Here is a 17,989-nt window from a genome sequence, read left to right on the forward strand (position 1 = left end):
TCCATGACCAAGCTGATCGCGATTGCAAAAACCGCATGGGGGCTGCTGACCGGCTCCCGCGAAACCGTCCTGCTGATCGCCATCGCGGGCGCGGCGGCGGCGCTCTATGCCTGGGGCGCCACCGCGCGCAAGGATCGCGATCAGCTTCAGGCCTGGGCGGAAAAGGTCTGTCTCTCCGCCGGCGCCCAATTCCCCGGCGCCGGCAAGAAGGTCGATGCCTGCGCCCAGCGCATTGTCGACCTGGTCGCCTATGAGCGCCAATCGCAGGCCGCGACCAACACCATCCTTGCGAGGGCGGTTCAGCGCCAGGCCACGAAATCGGCCGCCGACACCGCCCTTGCCAAAACCCAAGCCGCTCGCCGCACCGATGCCGCCGCGCAGATGGAGAAAGCCGATGCCCAGATTGCCCCGGATAATCGCGTTGGGCCTGATTGGTTCGATAGCGTCAATCGCGTTGCAGGGCTGCGCGCACCAGGTAGTTGACCGGCCCGCTCCGCCCGTCGTCGCGATCGAGGTCAGGGACACGCCGCCGGCGGACCTACTGACCTGCCCCGCCGCGCCCGCTGGCTTCGCCGCCGACGCACAAGCGGAAATCCCGCCCGCTGTCCGCTCCGCCATCGTCCGCATCGCCACGGCGCTCGCCGCCACGCGCGACCAGCTGGTGCGCCTGGTGCGCTGGCATAGCCCCGGCGCCTGTGAGGATGCCGGCTGATGCGCAAGGCCGATAGCCTGCGGCGCTGGCTGACCGCGTTCCTGCCCGAACTGGCAACCCATGCCGACCGTCTTCAGATCTATGTCGAGGGCGGCAATATCATGACGCGCAAGTCCGCGACGCTGTCCTTCGTCTATGGCTACACGCTGAAGGCCCTCTTCACCGATTTCGCCGGCGACAGCGACCGCTTGATGGTGCCGGTGCTGGCATGGATCGAAAAGGAACAGCCCCAGCTGCTCGCCCGCACCGACAGCCAGCCCTTTTCCTTCGAAGCCGAACTGCTCGATGGCGATCTGTCGGACGTTGTGCTGTCGATCGACCTGACCGAAACCGTCCTGGTCATCCCCCGCGCCGATGGCAGCGGCTATGACGTCTCGCACCCCGAAGAACCGATTTACGACCAGTTTGCCGGCGTGACGGCTTCCTTCCTCCAGGGCTTCGGTAACATCGAACTGATGGTGGAAACCGCCGATCCCGACGCCGTGCTGACCCCGGCGGTGCCGCCGGCAGCATGAGCGACGACCTGGCCGAAATCGAACGGATCGCGGGAAGCCTGCTGCGCGGCCTGTCGTCGGGCCGGCGCCGCGTCCTGATGCGCCGCATGGCCCGCGAACTGGCGATCAGCCAGCGCGAGCGCATCGCCGCCCAGCGACAGCCCGACGGATCGGCCTTTGAAGCGCGCAAGAAGAAGGAACCGCCGGTGTCGGGTCGGGGCGCGGCCTGTTTCCTTTATCCCGCCGGCGGGGGCGGGCCGCCGCGCCGCGTCATCATGAAAAGTTTCACCTGGGGCGGGTCATCTGGGGGCGGGGGCCAGATGATGACCGGCTTCGATATCGAGGCCGGCGCGATCCGATCCTTCGAATTCGGCAAGGTCGTTCAATGGCTCCCGGTGCCGGAAGAATATCGCAACGCCGGCGGCGGCAAGCTGCGCCGGCGCGGCGGCCTGCGGCGAAAGGCCATGTTCCGCCGCCTCGCCAGTTCGCGGTTCATGAAGACCGGCACGGATGACCAGGGCTTCTGGATCGGCTTTTCCGGCAAGGTGTCGCAGATCGCCGGCGTCCACCAATACGGCCTGCGCGACAAGCCATCGCTACGCGCGAAGGCCGTTCGCTATCCCCAGCGCGAATTGCTGGGTGCGACGCCGGCGGACCGGGAACGGTTACTGGACGTGCTATACACGCATATCAATGTGGCCTAGAGCATTTGCAAGTGCTGCACCCATGCGTTGAGATGGCCGGCGGCTTCCTCAAGATGCTTAAGGAATTCGCTGATTTCGGGGGAGTAATGTGCCGCTACCATTCCTCCGACTGCTGTCAACGCGCCCTTAGCCAGAGCGGATGCGACGTTGATCCCGGCCTTAACTGCAAGGTGACGGATTTTCGCCGCTAGTTTCTGAAACCTACTTTCTGCTCGCGCGATGACTTCCGCATCGGCTGTTTCAGCGGGGGCGGTTTTGGCTAATTCTCCCCTGATTTCCGCAATGCTATGCTCTGCTTCAACTAGGTCTTGGTCATCTGGCGCAATTCTAAATTCGTCGGGAGCGCCATTGTGCCCCATTCCCGCTGGACGGCTGCGCCAATATTCAACATGCTGCTCGATCCGATCCAACTGGCCGCCCAAAGCAGCAAGCCGATCTTCGATAGTTGCGCGCGGTGCATCCTCTGCAAAATAGCCGGGATCAGCGTAGTCCTGTTGGACATAAGCATTTCCGACGCTGTCATATTCGAATTCATCTGGCCGAATGCGGCCTCGGTGTGGCGCCCAATCAAATAGACCTTCCGATTGGACTTCGTCAGCCGCCTCGGCGATTTCATCTTCGGCGGCATCGGGGAACTCGGTGTAAAGTTCGTCCATCGCGTCATAAGGGCCACCCCAGATATATTGATAGCCACCCTCGGCCGACTCGAAGGGGGTTTCCATCGCGGGGTCTTCAAAATTTTCGTGAAACCAGTCGACCATCACCTGGACACGTTCGGCGCGCGACAAGCCATCAAGTGATGGCGCATCTGAAGTCGGTTGCAAATCCAAGCCTGGCGACATTCTTCCTCCCACGCATTTGCGCCATATCGGCGCATCAATGATCGGATAGATAGTGAGCTAAATCGCATTTGTAGAGGCGGCCTCTACAAATGCAGGCGGTAGCGCGGCCCATGACCCCCGCCCGACATGGGCGCCATGGCCGATGCAACCTATACCGCCGTTGATCTGTCGCGCCTTCCCGCGCCGGACATTATCGAGGCTTTGGATTTCGAAACGATCCAGGCCGACGCCGTCGCGCGCATGCTCGAACTCATGCCCGACTTCGAAAACCGCGACAGCGATCCGGTCACGAAGCTGTTGCAGGTCGTTTCCTACATCGTCCAGCTGGTGCGCCAGCGCGTCAACGATGCCGCCCGCGCCGTCATGCCCGCTTATGCCGTAGGTGCCGACCTCGACAATATCGGCGCGCTGTTCGGCATCACCCGCCTGACGATCACGCCGGCGGATATCGTGCTGGGCATCCCGGCGGTGATGGAAAGCGACGCCGATTTCCGCCGGCGCATGGTGCTGGCGCCCGAAGGCTATTCGGTCGCGGGACCGGAAGGCGCCTATATCTTTCACGCGCTGTCCGCCGATGGCGACGTGCTGGATGCCAGCGCGACCAGCCCCGACCCCGGCGAAGTCCTGGTTTCGATCCTATCCCGCACCGGCTCCGGTGCCGCTTCCCCGGAACTGATCGCGACGATCGCCGCCTATGTGTCGGACGAAACGCGCCGCCCGTTGACCGACTTCGTCACCGTTCAGTCCGCTGAAATCGTGAACTATGCAGTCGTCGCCACGCTGACGACCTTCAGCGGTCCAGATGGCGGCGTTGTGCTGGCAGCCGCGCAGGCAAGCCTTGATGCCTATGTCGAGTCCAGCCACCGCCTGGGCCGCGACATCACCCGATCGGCTCTCTTTGCTGCCCTGCATGTCGAGGGCGTCCAGAATGTCGTCCTGACGTCGCCGGCGGCCGACATCGTCATTTCGCGGACCCAGGCACCCTACTGCACCGGCACGACGGTCAATTACGCGGGGACGGCCGAATGACTTATCCGTCGCTGCTGCCCCCCGGCTCTACCGCGCTGGAAAAGGCCGTGGAACAGGTCGCCGCCGGCCTGCTCGATATCCCGACGCCGATCCGCGACGTCTGGTCGCCCGGCACCTGCCCCATCGGACTGCTGCCCTGGCTCGCCTGGGGCCTGTCCCTCGACAACTGGTCGTCCGATTGGGCCGACGCCATCAAGCGCGAGCGCGTGCGCAAGGCGATTCCGATCGCGCGACAGAAGGGCACCGCCGCATCCGTTCGCGCTGTCGTGCAGAGTTTCGGGGGATCGGTTGCGATCCGCGAATGGTGGCAGATGGTGCCGAAGGCCGATCCGCACACCTTCAGCCTGGTCCTCAACCTTGACCAGAATGGCGCACCGGCATCGGCGGCCTTTGTCGATCAGGTCATCGCCGAAGTCGGCCGCGCCAAGCCGGTGCGCAGCCACTTCACCTTCACCCAGGGCATCACCGCCAAGGCCAGCGTCGGCCTTGTCGCTGCGGTGCGCCCGACCATCTATGCCCGCCTGTCCTGCACGGCGCCGGCGGCCTGACCGGAGGAATCATGGCCCTTACCGCTATCGTCACCAATGCCGGCCGTGCCGCGCTGGTAAATGCCGCCAACACCGGCACCGCGCCAGTCACCATCGCGCAGGTCGGCCTGACCGCAACCGCCGTCGTTCCCGGCGTGGGCATCACGGCCCTGCCCGGTGAATATAAACGCGTGGCCACGATCTCCGGCGATGTCGTGGCGGACGACACCATCCACCTGATCGTCCGCGACGAAAGCGCCGACCTTTTCACCGTCCGCAGCTTCGCCCTCTATCTGGCCGATGGCACCCTGTTTGCCATTTACGGGCAGGCGGACGTTATCTTGGAGAAGTCGGCGCAGGCCATCATGCTGCTCGCGATCGACGTGCAGTTCGCGGACGTCGCTGCCGCCATGCTAACCTTCGGCGACACCAATTTCCTCAACCCGCCCGCCACGACGGAACGGCAGGGCGTTGTGGAACTGGCGACCGTCGCGGAGGCGCAGGCCGGTATCGATGCCCTGCGCGCCCTCACGCCTATTGCCGCCAAAGCCGCAATCCTGGGTTGGCTGCTCGCGCAGGACGGTTCCGGCAGCGGCCTCGACGCCGATCTGCTCGACGGGCAGGACGGCAGCTATTATTCCAACATCCCGCAGCGTCTCGGCTACACGCCCGCAAATCGGGCGGGCGACACCTTCACCGGCAACGTGGCGATCTCCAAAACCGGCAGTCAGGAACTGCATTTTTCGGGTACCGGCAACTACAAGTGGCGGGCCATCGGGACCAATCTTGCGGGAAGTGGCGGCAATTTTCACCTTCAATATACGACGGACAATTTCGGTTCTTCGTTCGTCAGTGGGTTGATGCTGACCCCTGCTGGCATGGCGTCATCGCAGGGGCAGGGCGTCTTTTGGGGCCCGAACAATGATGGCGCGGGTTCGGGCCTCGACGCCGATCTGCTCGATGGGCAGGACGGGAGCTTTTACACGAATATCCCGCAGCGTCTCGGCTTTACCCCTGTCCAGCAAGGCGGTGGCGTCGGGCAGATGGTGAACACCGTCAAGATCGGATGGAGCGGCACGCGCCTCAAAGCGACCGTGGACGTCAGCGATCAGGGGAACTTCGTTTTCGACACGCACATCGCCGATGTCTGGCGCGCGTCCAATGATGGCGCGGGTTCCGGTCTCGATGCCGACCTGCTCGACGGACAGGATAGCGGCTATTACACCAATATCGTCGGTCGCCTCGGATACAGCCCGGCCAATCGCGCGGGCGATACGTTCACCGGCCGCGTCTATCTGGATGCGAAAGCGACTGGATCGTCCGGCATGGCCAATGCAGCGGGCGGTCTCGGTGAAGTCGAGATAAGGGGCAACGGCGTCGGCGCGGCGATGATGACCTTTCACCGTCCCGGCTCCTTCGCAGCCTATCTGGGCATCGATACGGACAATGTCTTGGCCTACGGGGGCTGGAGTCTCGGCGCGACGCGGAACGTAATCTGGCACAGCGGCAATGATGGCTCAGGGTCTGGACTGGACGCCGACCTTGTCGACGGCTGGCATCGCGATAGCATCCGCGACTGGAACAACCTGCTGAACAAGCCTTTCAACTGGTCCGGTCAGGGCGGCCAGCCGCAATGGCTGTGGGGCAGCAACGACGGCAACGCCTACTATGTCTGGAATCCCGCAAATTTCAGCGTCAATTATGCCAATTCGGCGGGTAATGCCGACACCGTCGACGGCTATCACGCATCCGCCCTGCTGCCGACTGGCAATCTTGAAGCCTCCGGCTATTGCCGCCTGCCCAATGGCCTGATTTTGCAGTGGGGAACTGTCACCTGCAACCCTGACTCCTATGGATCGGTGAACTTCCCGATCCAGTTCCCCACGGCCTGCTTCCACATCCATTCGGGCGTGGCAACGGAACTGGGCAACGGGAACGCGCAAGCGAATGGCCCTCTTCCCTACGCAGCGAACCAAAATAGCGCCAGTTTTTGGAATGCCGCTCCACAGGCCACTGCCTGGTGGATGGCTGTCGGCAAATAAGGAGAGTATCGTGCCCCTCTTTTACAGCGCATCCGCTGGTGGATTTCTCGACGATGAGGTCCATGTCAGCATCCCCGAAGATGCACGGCCCGTCGCGGTCGAGGTCCATCGTGACCTGATCGCTGCCGCCTCTAGCGGTTCGATCATAGTGCCGGACAGCAATGGCGATCCGATGGCAGTGCCCCTTCCACCGCCAGGGGCTTCCGAATTGCTGCGCCAGATGCGCACCAGGCGCGACCGTTTGCTGAATGAGTCCGACTTCACGCAGATGCCCGATAGCCCGCTGACCGCTTCGGCGCGCGAGGAATGGCGGGTTTACCGGCAAGCCCTGCGTGACCTTCCCGAAACCGTGGCGGACCTGTCCGCCATCGAGTGGCCTTCCACCCCCTCCAACTGATCGAGGATCATTATGACCGAACTGACGACCAAAATCGGGGCCTTCGAGGCGGAAACGCGCTCGGTGCCTGTCACCTTCGCCAGCGGCGAAATCAAGCACGAACGGCGGGTCAATGCCGTCCTGAAGGACGACGGCAGCTATGATCGGGCCGCTACCAAGGAGCGCGTTGCAGAAGTGGCGCTTGGCGTCGCGCAAAAGATCGGCCTTGGCGTCATCTCCGTGCCGCCGCCGGACCCGGAAATGCCCGCTGTCGAATCGACAGCCGAATAAAGACCGGCGGCGGCTATAAACGCCGCCGCTCCCCCTTTGCGGAGGGGGCTTGGGATGTCCCCACATCTCCAAACCGCGAGCCTGCACTCGCACTCTCAGGGCGGCGCGCCCGCCCGTTTTTGAGTTCCCTCCGTGGCCTAGCCGCGTCGGGACATCTTGCAGGATTTCCTACATGTCTACCCCTTTTGTTCCCGTTCGCCCGGTTTCTCCCGTCGCCGGATATATCGGCGGAAAACGCAACCTTTCCCGGCGGATATGCGCCATCATCGATAGCATCCCGCACAGCAGCTATGCCGAACCCTTCGTGGGCATGGGCGGCATCTTCCTGCGCCGCACGCGTCGCCCGCGCGCCGAAGCGATCAACGATATTTCCGGCGACGTCGTGACGCTGTTCCGCTGCCTTGCGGAGCATTATCCCTATCTGGTCGACATGCTGCGGTTCCGCGTGGCGAGCCGCGCCGAATTTGAGCGGCTGCTGGGGCAGGATCCTGACCGCCTTACGGATCTCCAGCGGGCGGTTCGCTTTCTCTACGTCCAGCGCCTCGCCTTCGGCGGCAAGGTGGCGGGCAGGGGCTTCGGGGTGGATGCGTCCGCACCGGCGCGGTTCGACGTCGGCAAGATCGAGCCGATGCTGGCCGACGTCCATGATCGGCTGCAATCGGTAGTCATCGAGCGCCTGCCCTATTCGGATTTCATCCGTCGTTATGACCGGGCAGGGGCGCTGTTCTATCTCGACCCGCCCTATTGGGCCTGCGAACGCGACTATGGCCCCGGCGTTTTCAGCCGCGCTGATTTCGCCGCGCTGGCCGAGCAGCTGGCTGGGATCAAGGGCCGGTTCCTGATGTCGCTCAATGACAATGAAGGGGTGCGCGAAACCTTCGCCGCCTTCTCGATCGCCGCGATCGACACGACCTACAGTGTCGGCGGCAAGCCCACCAAGGCAGGGGAAGTTCTGATCAGCAATTTCCCGCTGCCCGCGAATGATTGCTAACCGCAACGGCTCCCGCATTCGCCTACTGGCTGCACTCAGCGCCGCCGAAATGAAATCGTCCCGATTGCAGGTGCCGACTGATTTAGTGCGTCTAACGTCATCTTGCTCGGCAAAGGCATTGGATGATTGCGCCTAGCAACTTAAAAGTGCGCCTTCTAAAAAAGGTGCTTGGTGAAAATCAGGATATTGGAGACATTTGATGGCACGAGACAAGCGACCACCTACCTCTCCACTCCGCCAACTCGACTATAAACTCACTACATTAGGCAAGGTTCTGCCGCCATCTGACATGGAGCATCTAATCATAACCGTTGAGGATTTGATTTTCATACGAGGATTAGTGCGCGAGCATGAATTAGATAACCCTCCCGTCTTGAGATCGATCAGCACCCCTTTACGGCGATTACTCCTAGATGGAGACTTGAACAAAGCCGCGAATATCGTCGAATGGCGCGAACAATTCACTGTCAATGCACGCGTCATGAATTACGATGATCCAAATCCATTGGTCATCGTAAATTGTGGAAATTGTCCTTGGGGTGAGGCATATATTCCGTCGATGGGTAGTCTTTTAGGATCGACTACCACCATACAGCGGCAAGATGTGGATTATTCTTTTCACGAAGACGTGCAATTGAGCCTCAATGACTTTCTCAAAACTCTGGCGTTTGTCATCACCGGAACGAAGGTTAAGCGCGCGGAGGTCATTTCCTATATCGCGAACAAGAAGGCTGCTCATGTCAGCCCAAACCGGGACAGACCAGCACATTGGGTACTCGACCATGCATGGCAGGGTCTTAGCGTGACGCGCGTTGACGATAGTGGGCACGCTGAAAGGATAAACACCGTATACCTAGAATTAGCAGGCATCGCGGCTGCCATTGCTGACAGCACGTCGATAGGACGGTTTATCAGTTACTTGGCTGATTGCCTTCAAAGTGCCGAGCCATTTGCGGGAGAGGAAGTCGCCAAAACAGTAAGTATCACCTTGCCTGTTGAACCAACTCGGCTGCGAGATCGAGATAGGTGAGCATTACTACGAAGTGATCATTTCTACCCCGCTCTGCCGTTCAATGTCTGGGCTGTTCGGCAGCAGATATCAGCAATCGCCTGCATTTGTAGAGGCCGCCTCTACAAATGCAGGCCAGCGAAACACAGGAAGCTGCACGCCATGGTCCGCCCATGGCGCAATCTCAAGATCATGAACAGCTGACCGGGCAGGTCATCCAGCTAGGCACCATCGCATCGGTCGACCATGCCAACGCGACCTGCACCGTCGAAACGGGCGACATCACGACCGGCGATCTGCCATGGATCGCCCAACGCGCCGGCGGTGTCCGCAGCTGGTCGCCCCCGACTGTCGGGGAACAGTGCGTCATCCTCTCCCCCGAAGGCGACATGGCAAGCGCCTTTGTCGTGCTGGGCCTCTATTCCGACGCCTGCCCGCCGCCGTCCACCAATCCGGACATCGTCCATCTGGAATTCGCAGACGGCGCGGTCATCGCCTATGACCAGGCCGCGCATGCGCTGGCCGTTACCCTGCCGGATGGTGGGACCGCGACGATCGACGCACCCGGCGGCGCCACCATCAACGGCGATGTGACGATCAACGGCAACGTCAATGTCGCGGGCACCGTGGATGCGTCTGACGACGTCCTGGGCGGCGGCAAGAGCCTCAAGAGCCACAAGCATAGTGGCGTCCAGGCCGGCGGAGCGCAGACGGGAGCGCCCGTCTGATGGCTGGCATGGCGCGCATCAGCGGGGCGGTTCTCGACGGCCTCGACCATATCAGGCAATCGGTGGCCGACATCCTGGGCACGCCGATGGGATCGCGCGTCGGTCGCCGTGAATATGGCTCGCTGCTGCCTGAACTGATCGACCAGCCCATGACGCAGGCGAACATCCTGCGCCTTTACGCTGCGACCGCTGTCGCGCTCTCGCGTTGGGAAAACCGCATCCGCCTGCGCCGCGTCGGCCTGGTCACGGGCGCTCGCCCAGGCTCCGCCACCATCACGATCGATGCGACCCGCACCGACGCCGGCGTCTCCAACGCCCTCGTCCGCCTCTCCATTCCCCTTTCCGTCTAGCCCCCTCTTTCCAACCAAGGAGCCGATCATGGCCTTCAAACATGGGATCACGCTTACCGAAATCAGCGAGGGCGCCCGTACCCTGACCGCTGTTTCCACCGCCATCATCGGCCTGGTCGCGACGGCTGCTGATGCCGACGCCGACACCTTCCCGCTGAACCGCGCCGTCCGCATCACCGATATCGAAACTGCGATCGGCAAGGCGGGGGTCGATGGCACCCTTGCCGTTGCCCTGCGCGCTATTGCGGACCAGGCCCGCCCCGTCGTCATAATCGTCCGCGTCGAGGAAGGCACTGACGCTGCCGGCACCGCCGCCAATGTTATCGGCGCTACTGATGCCGATGGGCAGAAGACCGGCATGCAGGCGTTGCTGGCCGCGCAGGCGCAGCTGGGCGTGAAGCCGAAGATTGTCGGCGCGCCCGGCCTGGAAACCCAGGCGGTCATTGCTGCCTTGGTCGTCATCGCCCAGAAACTGCGCGGCTTTGCCTATGCCCGCCTTGTCGGCGAGACAACGGCCGACGCGATCCTGTTCCGCGCCAATTTCAGCGCGCGCGAACTGATGCTGCTCTATCCCGACTTCCTGGCATTCGATACCGCATCGGCCGCCAACATCGCCAGCTTTGCCGCTGCGCGCGCTATGGGCCTCCGCGCCCGGATCGATGAGGAAGTGGGGCCGCACAAAACCCTATCCAATTACGAGGTCCAGGGCGTCGTCGGTCTGACCAAGGACATCTATTGGGATATCGAGGACGCGAGCAGCGAGGCGGGCCAGCTGAATGCCAAGGAAATCACGGCACTGATCCGCACCGACAGCGGCTATCGCTTCTGGGGCAACCGGACCACGGCGCCGGCGGAAAGCCAGTTCGTCTTCGAAAGCACGACCCGCGTCGCCCAGCTGATCGCGGACACCGTCGTCAACGGTATGATCTGGGCGATCGACAAGCCGATCACGCCGGCGCTTGCCCGCGACATTGTAGAGACGATCAACGGCTTCTTCCTTCAGCTGAAGGCCGCAGGCGTGATCCTGGGCGCCAATGCCCGCTTTGACGAAGCCGGCAACAGCACCGCCAGCCTGAAGGCCGGCAAGCTGCGGATCGACTATGACTTTACGGTCCCGCCGCCGCTGGAAGAGCTCGGTTTCAACCAGCGCATTACCGACAGCTATTTCGCGGACTTCGCGAGCCTGCTGACCGGCAACAGCTGACCGGCCCGCCTCTCTCCCCTCATTTGCATAGGAGCAAGCCATGGGACTGCCCAGCGTCCTCAAGAACATGATGCTTTTCAACGAAGGCCAGAATTACATGGGGGAGGTCAAGACCGTGACCTTGCCCCCGCTCACCCGCAAGATCGAGGAATGGCGCGGCGGCGGCATGCCTGGTGCCATCGGCATCGACATGGGCATGGACGGCTTGCTGGAAATGGCCTCCACCTTCGGCGGTCCCATGCGCGACATCCTGCGCCAGTTTGGCGTCCTGCTGGTCAACGGCGTCTATCTGCGCTGGGTCGGCTTCCACCAGAAGGACGACACCGGCGCGACCGACACGGTCGAGGTGATCGTGCGCGGGCGCCACAACGAAGTCGACATGGGCGACCAAGAAGTGGGCGAGGTCGGCGAATTCAAGGTCACGACCACGCTCGCCTATTTCAAGCTGGTTTGGAATGGCCGCACCGAGATCGAATATGATCCGCTGAACGGCGTCTTCATCGTCAATGGCGTCGACCTGATGGCGCAGCAGCGCGCTTCCCTCGGCATGTTCTGATCCCAACTGCCCGGCGCGTCGCGTCGGGCAACCTCTCTCCCCATCATCACCGGGAATTTCTCATGAGCGACACCAACGCACCCCTGTTCCGCACCGTCACGCTCGACACGCCGATCGAGCGCGGCGAACAGACGATCGCCACCCTCCAGCTGCGCAAGCCCAAGTCGGGCGAACTGCGCGGCCTCTCCCTGGTCGACCTGGGCCAGCTGAAGGTCGATGCCCTGACCAAGCTGCTGCCCCGCATTTCAACCCCGCCCATTTCCGAAGCCGAAGCCAGCAATCTCGACCCGGCGGACCTGCTCGCATGCGGCGCGGAAATCGGTGGTTTTTTGTTGCAGAAGTCGCAGCGCATGGATGCCCTCGATCAGTAGATGACGCGATGGCGGATGTGGCGGTCATCTTTCATTGGCCGCCGCAATCCATGGACGACATGCATCTGTCCGAACTCATGGCCTGGCGCGATCAGGCCGCGAAACGCTCCAAGCCCCCCGAAACACCGAAGACCAAGAAGCGCTGATGGCTGACAAGAACCTTCGATTGCAGGTCATCCTTGAAGGGCTGGACCGCGTTACCGCGCCGCTGAAACAGATCACCGGCGCGTCGGCCACCGCGCGCCGCGACCTGGCGGAAACGCAAAAGCAGCTGAAATCCCTCAACGCCCTGCAAAAGCAGGTCAGCAACTACAAGGTGAAGGAAAGCCGGTTCGCGGACGATACCCGCAACTATGAGGCGGCCCAGCAGCGCGTCGCCGCCCTGCGCGACCAGATCGCCGCGACCGAAGGCCCGACGAAGAAGCTGCGGATGGAATTCGAGAAGGCCGAACGCCATACCGCCCAGCTGGCGGCGCGGCTCGACGCCGGCGGCACCGAACTTCAGCAGCTGTCCGCCAAGCTGTCGGCCGCCGGCATCGACGTCGCGGACCTGGCTGGGCATGAAGGCAGGCTGGCGAACCGCGTCCATGATGCCAACCAGGCCTTGCGCCAGCAGACGGCCCAGCTGGAGAAGGTCGAGCAGGCGAAGCGCAATTCAGAAAAGCTGAACGACATCAGCGGCAAGGCGACGGGCGTTGGCCTGGGCATGATCGCCGCCGGCACCGCCGCCGCTGTCCCGGTCGTCGCCGCGACCAAACAGGCCATGTCCCTCGAAAGCGCGATGGCGGACGTCTCCAAGGTCACCAACATGGCCGCGCCCGCGATCGAACGCATGTCCACCGACTTCCTCGACCTGAGCGAACGCATCCCCATGGCGGCGAACGAACTCGCCACCATCGCCGCCGCTGCGGGCGCCGCCGGCGTCGGCATGGACAAATTCGGCAAGCCCATGCGCGACCAGCGCGAGCAGCTGTTGCAATTCACCAACGACGCGGCCGAAATGGGCGTGGCCTTCGACATGACCGCCGATATCGCCGGCGAGACGATGGCGAAGTGGCGCACCGCCTTCGAACTGCCCCAGGCCGGCGTGGTCGCCCTGGGCGACCGCGTCAACGCCCTGACCAACACCTTCGGCGGTAAGGCGGCGAACGTCACCGACATCATCACCCGCATCGGCCCGCTGGGGAAGGTCGCCGGCCTCGCCGCGCCCCAGATCGCCGCCCTCGGATCGACGCTGGACAGCATCGGCGTCCCCAGCGAGGTCGCCGCCACCGGCATCAAGAACACGATGCTGGCACTGACCAAGGGCAACGCCGCCACCAAATCGCAGATCGCCGCCTATAAGCAGCTGGGCCTTGAAGCCACCGACGTCGGCAAACGGATGCAGACGGACGCCGCCGGCACGATTATCGACGTGATGGAGCGGATCGGCAAGCTGGACGCGGACAAGCAATCGGGCATCCTGACCCAGCTGTTCGGTTCAGAAAGCGTCGCGGCGATCGCGCCGATGCTGACCAACCTCGATGGGCTGAAGCGGCGCCTAGAACTGGTGGGCAACGCCGACGCCGTCGCGGGATCGATGCACGGCGAATTCCTGAACCGCATCGCGACGACCGAAGGTGCGACGGGCCTCGCCACCAACGCCCTATCCGGCCTCAACATCACCATGGGCAAGGCGTTGCTGCCCATCGTCGTCCAGCTGGCCGGCTATGTGAAGTCGGTCGCCAGTTCGATGCGCGGATGGGCGCAGGAACATTCCGTCCTCGCGAAAGGCATCATGATCTTCATGGGCGCTGGCGCGGCGCTGCTGATCCTGCTCGGCGGCCTAGCATTGGGCTTCGCAGCCCTGACCGCCGCCGCCGCGCCGCTGGGCATCGCTCTGGGACCGTTGCTGCTGATCGTTGCCGCCGTGGCGGCCGTCGCGGCTGCGGCCCATCTGATCTATGACAATTGGGGCGCGATCACGGCCTGGTTCTCCGCCCTGTGGGAAAACATCAAGGCCATGGTTGGCGGCGCGATCAATTTCCTGATCGCAGCCTTCCTGAAATTCACGCCATTGGGCCTACTGATCAGCGCCTTCGCACCGGCGCTGGCCTTCCTGCGGTCACTGAATTTCACCGAAATCGGCCGCAATTTGATCCAGGGCCTCATCAACGGCTTCGTTGGCATGCTCGGCGCGCTCAAATCTACCGTCGTCGGCGCCGCCAGTTCGGTAGCCAATTGGTTCAAGGCGAAGCTGGGCATCCATTCGCCCTCGCGCGTCTTCGAAGGCCTGGGCGGCTTCGTCATGGCAGGGCTGGACCAGGGCCTGGCGAATAATACGTCCGGGCCGCTCTCCCGTATCACGCAGCTGTCCGGCAAGATGACCAGCGCGCTCGCCGCCGGCGCCGTCGCGCCCGTCCTGGCCGCCGCTTCCCCTGCGATGGCACAATCCGCCGCGGCTTCCCCCGCGACGGCCGCCGCCGCCGCGCCGGCGACCTACAATATCAACATCACCGCTGGCCCCGGCGCATCCGCCACCGATATCGCCGAAGAGGTTCGCAAGGCCCTCGAAGCGATCGAGCGCGAGCGGCGCGGGCGTGGCTTTGGGGACGACTGATGCACCTGATGGCCCTTGGCATGTTCCTTTTTCAGATCTCGACGCTGGCCTATGACGAACTCCAGCGGAAGACGGACTGGCGTTTCGCGATGGCAAGCCGCGTTGGGACGCGCGACGCCGCTCAGTTCCTGGGTGTGGGCGACGAAACGGTCAGCCTATCCGGTTCGGTCTATGCGGAAATCACCGATGGCACGGTATCGCTCGACACCCTGCGAGAGATGGGCGACGCCGGCGAAGCCTTGCCCCTGGTCAGCGGCGCCGGCATCGTCTTCGGCAATTTCATCATCCGCTCGATCGATGAGCGCCATGCCGTGCTGATGGCCGATGGCCGCGCCCAGCGCATCGACTTCGGTATTGATCTTTGGCGGGTGGATGACCCCGCCACCGCCCAGGCCGCCGAATGACCGACGGGATCATCAATATCCCCGATTGGCGGGTGACGCTGGACGGCAAGGACTTGACCGACAAGATGCGTCCGCGCCTGGTGTCGCTGAGCCTGTCGGAAAAGCGGGGCGACGAAGCCGACCAGCTGGATATCGTGCTGGACGATAGCGACGGCATGCTGGCGATCCCGAAGGAAGGGGCAACCTTGCAAGTCCAGCTGGGCTGGAAACAGGGCCGCGACGTCACCGTGGGCCTGGTCGACAAGGGCAGTTTCAAGGTGGACGATGTCACCCATAGCGGCCCGCCCGATCAGATCAGGATACGCGCCCGCGCCGCCGACTTCACTAGCGCGATCCGGAACCGCCGGGAACAGAGCTGGAAGAATACGACGCTGGGTGCCGTGCTGAAGGATGTCGCGGGACGGAATGGCCTCACGCTGAAGGTGGCGGCCGACCTGGCGTCGATCGCGCTGCCGTCGGTCACGCAGAACCGGGAAAGCGATATCGCCTTCCTGAAGCGCCTGGGCAGCGAAAACGACGCGGTCGCCACCATCAAGGACAAGCATCTGATTTTCGCGCGCAAGGGCGCCGGCACGACCACCAGCGGCAAAGCCTTGCCGACGCTCGACATCAGCCGCCGCGATGGCGACGGCCACAGCTGGTCGCGGCAGAAGCGGGACGGCCAGGAGGGCGTGACGGCAAGCTGGCACGACAAGAAGGGCGCAAAGCGGAAATCCTTCACTGTGGGCAAGGAAGACGGCGCGAAGAAGCTGCGCAAGGTCTATCCCGACGAGGCGTCCGCGAAGCGCGCCGCCGTGGCGGAGCGGGATCGGCTGAAACGGGCGCCGGCCACGCTGGATATGAAATTGGCGCTGGGCCGGCCCGACGCTTTCCCCGAAACGCGGGTGAAGGCATCGGGCTTCAAGGATGAAATCAACGCGACGACCTGGTTGATCGCGGAAGTCACGCATCGCCTCGATAATAGCGGCGGCTATGGCACCGATCTGCGCATGGAGACGGCACCCTGACTTCAGTTCAGAAGGCCGTCTTCCACCAAACGCGCGTAAGCTGCCCTGATAGAATTTTCCTCGAAGGTATTCCGCTTCCGTTCATTCCATCCGCGCATCTCTTCGATGATACGCTCAACAGGGAAGTGCTTCTCATGATGAGCCAGCCAATGAACCGACGACAGCAATTCAAGCCCATAAGGACTTTCATACCCTTGGACCAGTTTACTAAGCTGATCCACAAGTTCGTCTGCGCCATCAGCAGTATATTTCAAGTAATCGTCCGCAACAGCAACGCCAGATGGTGTTACATGTGCCCGACGATCTTCTGTTAGAAAACCGCTGATCATTCCGCTCTTTTCAAAGCTGATCAACGCCTTCTTCAATACGTCGGAATACGGCCCGAATAGATTCCTTTCGAACTTAAGGCCAAAGTTTACGCCAAGCGCTTGGAGAAAATAGACGATCTTCTGAAGTGATATTCTATCAAACGCCCCATCAAAAAACTTTTCCAACTCTGCCAAACTTCGCAAAAGCATGGCCCGTGGATAGGTCATCGAAAGATGCGCTTTGTCGGAATACTCAGGGAGATCAGCTTCTTCTTTGGGCGCGAATATGATGGTTTCGACATCTTCAAGTTCGCCCATCTTCTCCACGATCAGCGGCCGCACGTCGGCCCAATCTAGGCCGCCGTTACCGCAGCCTAGAGGCGGCAATGCGATCGAAGTGATCCCGAACTTCCGGATTTCATCAACGAGCGCTTCAAGGCCGTCCTCTATGTAGGAAAGCTCTGACTTAGCGCGCCAATGCTTCTTCGTCGGGAAATTCACAAGATATCGCGGCCCATCCGTCGCAAACAGCTGATGCGTATCGAAGATCAAGATCGTGCCTGGCTTCAAGCGTTTGCTATCACATGCCTGCTTGTAAACCTTGAAATTTTCAGGCCACCGCTGCTTGAATTCCAGCGCTACGCCCTTGCCCATGACCCCGACGCAATTGACCGTGTTCACCAATGCCTGCACCGGCTCAGCGAACATATCTCCGCTTTTGAAGGTTAGTGACATCAGAAGTAGCACCCAGGCTTGGCATAGACAGGGATGCGCCACCTAGACGCATCGACCTCCTGCTGCAATTGATCTCTCACGGCCACAGACTTAGCAATTATGCAGGCCACATGCGATAGGGGAACGGCACCCCGCACCAGAAATTCGGCCATCCGCTTTTGCGCGCGATTTTGCCGCTCTGGCGGCGAGTCCTTATTCAAAAAATATCGGCAAACGCCGCCATAGCCTATCTCTGGGATGAGCGCGCACATCGGGTCTTCGTCAAAAACATCCCAATGAACGTGCGTTTCTAACTCCGCGAGGTCGATCTTGACGACGGGTATCGGTGCCATGCTGTTCAGCGGAAAATTGCTGAAGCAATATTGCAAGCCGCTGCCAATGAAACTGTCGACACCACAGACGATGAAGGCTCGATCATTGTCATGGGCCATGCCGAGGGGGTCGCCAGTAGGGGAGCGGAGCGGAACATTGCCCCGATAGATGGTGTGGGTGAACGACGTGATCGGTGAGAAGTAAAAGGGAACATAATCGTTCACCACTCCGCCGATCGGGATTTCGAACTCGTTCATGCCGCGCCTGTTGACGATCTCTTGAAAAGAAGCCTGGTGACAAAGCTGCGGGGTAGGATGGTTCTTGGCCCTGATTTCTCCGTCGCGCAAAAACAGCGCTAGGTCTTGCGATTGAACCTGCCGAAAAACGAACCTTGGCAC

The 17,989-nt window shown here is 62.1% G+C and carries 22 protein-coding genes and 1 pseudogene; 20 read left to right on the forward strand and 3 right to left on the reverse strand.

Translation table 11 applies throughout. The features are described from left to right. Positions 1–3: 3 nt before the first annotated feature. The 4 genes from MRBLMC3_RS06500 to MRBLMC3_RS06515 are packed head-to-tail and all read left to right on the forward strand — an operon-like array spanning position 4 to position 1,910. The gene (locus tag MRBLMC3_RS06500) at positions 4–483 is read left to right on the forward strand and encodes a hypothetical protein (RefSeq protein ID WP_363826841.1); all 480 of its coding nucleotides are present in this window, start codon (positions 4–6) and stop codon (positions 481–483) included. After that, positions 455–712, forward strand: a complete 258-nt coding sequence (locus MRBLMC3_RS06505) for a hypothetical protein (RefSeq protein WP_363826844.1) — start codon at positions 455–457, stop codon at positions 710–712. Before MRBLMC3_RS06500 ends, MRBLMC3_RS06505 begins: the two co-directional genes overlap by 29 nt. After that, positions 712–1,227 carry a phage tail protein gene (locus MRBLMC3_RS06510; protein ID WP_363826847.1) on the forward strand — a complete coding sequence of 172 codons (516 nt, stop codon included), beginning with the start codon at positions 712–714 and terminating at the stop codon, positions 1,225–1,227. Before MRBLMC3_RS06505 ends, MRBLMC3_RS06510 begins: the two co-directional genes overlap by 1 nt. Further along, complete coding sequence (locus tag MRBLMC3_RS06515; RefSeq protein WP_363826850.1) at positions 1,224–1,910, forward strand: phage virion morphogenesis protein; 687 nt, start codon at positions 1,224–1,226, stop codon at positions 1,908–1,910. The genes MRBLMC3_RS06510 and MRBLMC3_RS06515 overlap by 4 nt, the downstream gene beginning before the upstream one ends. Here MRBLMC3_RS06515 and MRBLMC3_RS06520 read toward each other — a convergent pair. Beyond that, positions 1,907–2,752, reverse strand: coding sequence for a hypothetical protein (locus MRBLMC3_RS06520; RefSeq protein WP_363826853.1), 846 nt, complete (start codon positions 2,750–2,752; stop codon positions 1,907–1,909). The genes MRBLMC3_RS06515 and MRBLMC3_RS06520 overlap by 4 nt on opposite strands. 135 nt (positions 2,753–2,887) lie before the next feature. On the opposite strand from MRBLMC3_RS06520, the gene MRBLMC3_RS06525 reads away from it, so the two are divergent. From MRBLMC3_RS06525 to MRBLMC3_RS06600, 16 genes and pseudogenes are all read left to right on the forward strand, one after another. Continuing rightward, positions 2,888–3,781, forward strand: coding sequence for a baseplate assembly protein (locus MRBLMC3_RS06525; RefSeq protein WP_363826856.1), 894 nt, complete (start codon positions 2,888–2,890; stop codon positions 3,779–3,781). Continuing rightward, on the forward strand, positions 3,778–4,329 hold the full coding sequence (locus MRBLMC3_RS06530; RefSeq protein ID WP_363826859.1) for a phage tail protein I: 552 nt from the start codon (positions 3,778–3,780) through the stop codon (positions 4,327–4,329). The genes MRBLMC3_RS06525 and MRBLMC3_RS06530 overlap by 4 nt, the downstream gene beginning before the upstream one ends. Before the next feature lie 11 nt (positions 4,330–4,340). Next, positions 4,341–6,350 (forward strand): gp53-like domain-containing protein, encoded by a 2,010-nt coding sequence (locus MRBLMC3_RS06535; RefSeq protein ID WP_363826863.1) that lies wholly within the window; start codon positions 4,341–4,343, stop codon positions 6,348–6,350. A 10-nt stretch (positions 6,351–6,360) separates the two neighbouring features. Beyond that, entirely contained in the window at positions 6,361–6,747 is a 387-nt protein-coding gene (locus MRBLMC3_RS06540; protein ID WP_363826866.1) for a tail fiber assembly protein, read from the forward strand. Between the two features lie 12 nt (positions 6,748–6,759). Then, positions 6,760–7,017 carry a hypothetical protein gene (locus MRBLMC3_RS06545; protein WP_363826869.1) on the forward strand — a complete coding sequence of 86 codons (258 nt, stop codon included), beginning with the start codon at positions 6,760–6,762 and terminating at the stop codon, positions 7,015–7,017. Between the two features lie 172 nt (positions 7,018–7,189). Next, the gene (locus MRBLMC3_RS06550; RefSeq protein ID WP_363826872.1) at positions 7,190–8,008 is read left to right on the forward strand and encodes a DNA adenine methylase; all 819 of its coding nucleotides are present in this window, start codon (positions 7,190–7,192) and stop codon (positions 8,006–8,008) included. Between the two features lie 199 nt (positions 8,009–8,207). Next, complete coding sequence (locus tag MRBLMC3_RS06555; protein WP_363826875.1) at positions 8,208–9,038, forward strand: hypothetical protein; 831 nt, start codon at positions 8,208–8,210, stop codon at positions 9,036–9,038. 152 nt (positions 9,039–9,190) lie between these two features. After that, positions 9,191–9,715: pseudogene (locus MRBLMC3_RS06560) on the forward strand (phage baseplate assembly protein V); the annotation flags it as partial. A 29-nt stretch (positions 9,716–9,744) separates the two neighbouring features. Beyond that, positions 9,745–10,095, forward strand: coding sequence for a GPW/gp25 family protein (locus MRBLMC3_RS06565; RefSeq protein ID WP_363826880.1), 351 nt, complete (start codon positions 9,745–9,747; stop codon positions 10,093–10,095). Between the two features lie 25 nt (positions 10,096–10,120). Beyond that, positions 10,121–11,299, forward strand: coding sequence for a phage tail sheath subtilisin-like domain-containing protein (locus MRBLMC3_RS06570; protein ID WP_363827023.1), 1,179 nt, complete (start codon positions 10,121–10,123; stop codon positions 11,297–11,299). Between the two features lie 40 nt (positions 11,300–11,339). Further along, the gene (locus tag MRBLMC3_RS06575) at positions 11,340–11,855 is read left to right on the forward strand and encodes a phage major tail tube protein (RefSeq protein WP_363826882.1); all 516 of its coding nucleotides are present in this window, start codon (positions 11,340–11,342) and stop codon (positions 11,853–11,855) included. Positions 11,856–11,917: 62 nt separating this feature from the next. Further along, complete coding sequence (locus MRBLMC3_RS06580) at positions 11,918–12,226, forward strand: phage tail assembly protein (protein WP_363826885.1); 309 nt, start codon at positions 11,918–11,920, stop codon at positions 12,224–12,226. Between the two features lie 8 nt (positions 12,227–12,234). After that, positions 12,235–12,372, forward strand: coding sequence for a GpE family phage tail protein (locus MRBLMC3_RS06585; RefSeq protein ID WP_363826886.1), 138 nt, complete (start codon positions 12,235–12,237; stop codon positions 12,370–12,372). Next, positions 12,372–14,825, forward strand: coding sequence for a phage tail tape measure protein (locus tag MRBLMC3_RS06590; RefSeq protein ID WP_363826889.1), 2,454 nt, complete (start codon positions 12,372–12,374; stop codon positions 14,823–14,825). The genes MRBLMC3_RS06585 and MRBLMC3_RS06590 overlap by 1 nt, the downstream gene beginning before the upstream one ends. Further along, positions 14,825–15,229 carry a phage tail protein gene (locus MRBLMC3_RS06595; protein WP_363826891.1) on the forward strand — a complete coding sequence of 135 codons (405 nt, stop codon included), beginning with the start codon at positions 14,825–14,827 and terminating at the stop codon, positions 15,227–15,229. Before MRBLMC3_RS06590 ends, MRBLMC3_RS06595 begins: the two co-directional genes overlap by 1 nt. Continuing rightward, entirely contained in the window at positions 15,226–16,236 is a 1,011-nt protein-coding gene (locus MRBLMC3_RS06600; RefSeq protein WP_363826894.1) for a contractile injection system protein, VgrG/Pvc8 family, read from the forward strand. The genes MRBLMC3_RS06595 and MRBLMC3_RS06600 overlap by 4 nt, the downstream gene beginning before the upstream one ends. 2 nt (positions 16,237–16,238) lie before the next feature. Here MRBLMC3_RS06600 and darG read toward each other — a convergent pair whose 3' ends face one another. Together darG and MRBLMC3_RS06610 are read right to left on the reverse strand one after the other, a co-directional pair. Continuing rightward, positions 16,239–17,279, reverse strand: a complete 1,041-nt coding sequence (darG, locus tag MRBLMC3_RS06605) for a type II toxin-antitoxin system antitoxin DNA ADP-ribosyl glycohydrolase DarG (protein WP_422663743.1) — start codon at positions 17,277–17,279, stop codon at positions 16,239–16,241. After that, entirely contained in the window at positions 17,279–17,989 is a 711-nt protein-coding gene (locus MRBLMC3_RS06610) for a DarT ssDNA thymidine ADP-ribosyltransferase family protein (protein ID WP_363826900.1), read from the reverse strand. Before MRBLMC3_RS06610 ends, darG begins: the two co-directional genes overlap by 1 nt.

Source organism: Sphingobium sp. LMC3-1-1.1, from assembly GCF_040676285.1.
GTDB lineage: Bacteria > Pseudomonadota > Alphaproteobacteria > Sphingomonadales > Sphingomonadaceae > Sphingobium.

Excerpts from the sequence above, each read along its gene's own strand:
- MRBLMC3_RS06500 (WP_363826841.1), top strand. The coding sequence starts at position 4 with ATGACCAAGCTGATCGCGATTGCAAAAACCGCATGGGGGCTGCTGACC.
- MRBLMC3_RS06510 (WP_363826847.1), top strand. The coding sequence starts at position 712 with ATGCGCAAGGCCGATAGCCTGCGGCGCTGGCTGACCGCGTTCCTGCCC.
- MRBLMC3_RS06515 (WP_363826850.1), top strand. The coding sequence starts at position 1,224 with ATGAGCGACGACCTGGCCGAAATCGAACGGATCGCGGGAAGCCTGCTG.
- MRBLMC3_RS06520 (WP_363826853.1), bottom strand. The coding sequence starts at position 2,752 with ATGTCGCCAGGCTTGGATTTGCAACCGACTTCAGATGCGCCATCACTT.
- MRBLMC3_RS06525 (WP_363826856.1), top strand. The coding sequence starts at position 2,888 with ATGGCCGATGCAACCTATACCGCCGTTGATCTGTCGCGCCTTCCCGCG.
- MRBLMC3_RS06530 (WP_363826859.1), top strand. The coding sequence starts at position 3,778 with ATGACTTATCCGTCGCTGCTGCCCCCCGGCTCTACCGCGCTGGAAAAG.
- MRBLMC3_RS06535 (WP_363826863.1), top strand. The coding sequence starts at position 4,341 with ATGGCCCTTACCGCTATCGTCACCAATGCCGGCCGTGCCGCGCTGGTA.
- MRBLMC3_RS06545 (WP_363826869.1), top strand. The coding sequence starts at position 6,760 with ATGACCGAACTGACGACCAAAATCGGGGCCTTCGAGGCGGAAACGCGC.
- MRBLMC3_RS06550 (WP_363826872.1), top strand. The coding sequence starts at position 7,190 with ATGTCTACCCCTTTTGTTCCCGTTCGCCCGGTTTCTCCCGTCGCCGGA.
- MRBLMC3_RS06555 (WP_363826875.1), top strand. The coding sequence starts at position 8,208 with ATGGCACGAGACAAGCGACCACCTACCTCTCCACTCCGCCAACTCGAC.
- MRBLMC3_RS06565 (WP_363826880.1), top strand. The coding sequence starts at position 9,745 with ATGGCTGGCATGGCGCGCATCAGCGGGGCGGTTCTCGACGGCCTCGAC.
- MRBLMC3_RS06575 (WP_363826882.1), top strand. The coding sequence starts at position 11,340 with ATGGGACTGCCCAGCGTCCTCAAGAACATGATGCTTTTCAACGAAGGC.
- MRBLMC3_RS06580 (WP_363826885.1), top strand. The coding sequence starts at position 11,918 with ATGAGCGACACCAACGCACCCCTGTTCCGCACCGTCACGCTCGACACG.
- MRBLMC3_RS06585 (WP_363826886.1), top strand. The coding sequence starts at position 12,235 with ATGGCGGATGTGGCGGTCATCTTTCATTGGCCGCCGCAATCCATGGAC.
- MRBLMC3_RS06590 (WP_363826889.1), top strand. The coding sequence starts at position 12,372 with ATGGCTGACAAGAACCTTCGATTGCAGGTCATCCTTGAAGGGCTGGAC.
- MRBLMC3_RS06595 (WP_363826891.1), top strand. The coding sequence starts at position 14,825 with ATGCACCTGATGGCCCTTGGCATGTTCCTTTTTCAGATCTCGACGCTG.
- MRBLMC3_RS06600 (WP_363826894.1), top strand. The coding sequence starts at position 15,226 with ATGACCGACGGGATCATCAATATCCCCGATTGGCGGGTGACGCTGGAC.
- darG (WP_422663743.1), bottom strand. The coding sequence starts at position 17,279 with ATGTCACTAACCTTCAAAAGCGGAGATATGTTCGCTGAGCCGGTGCAG.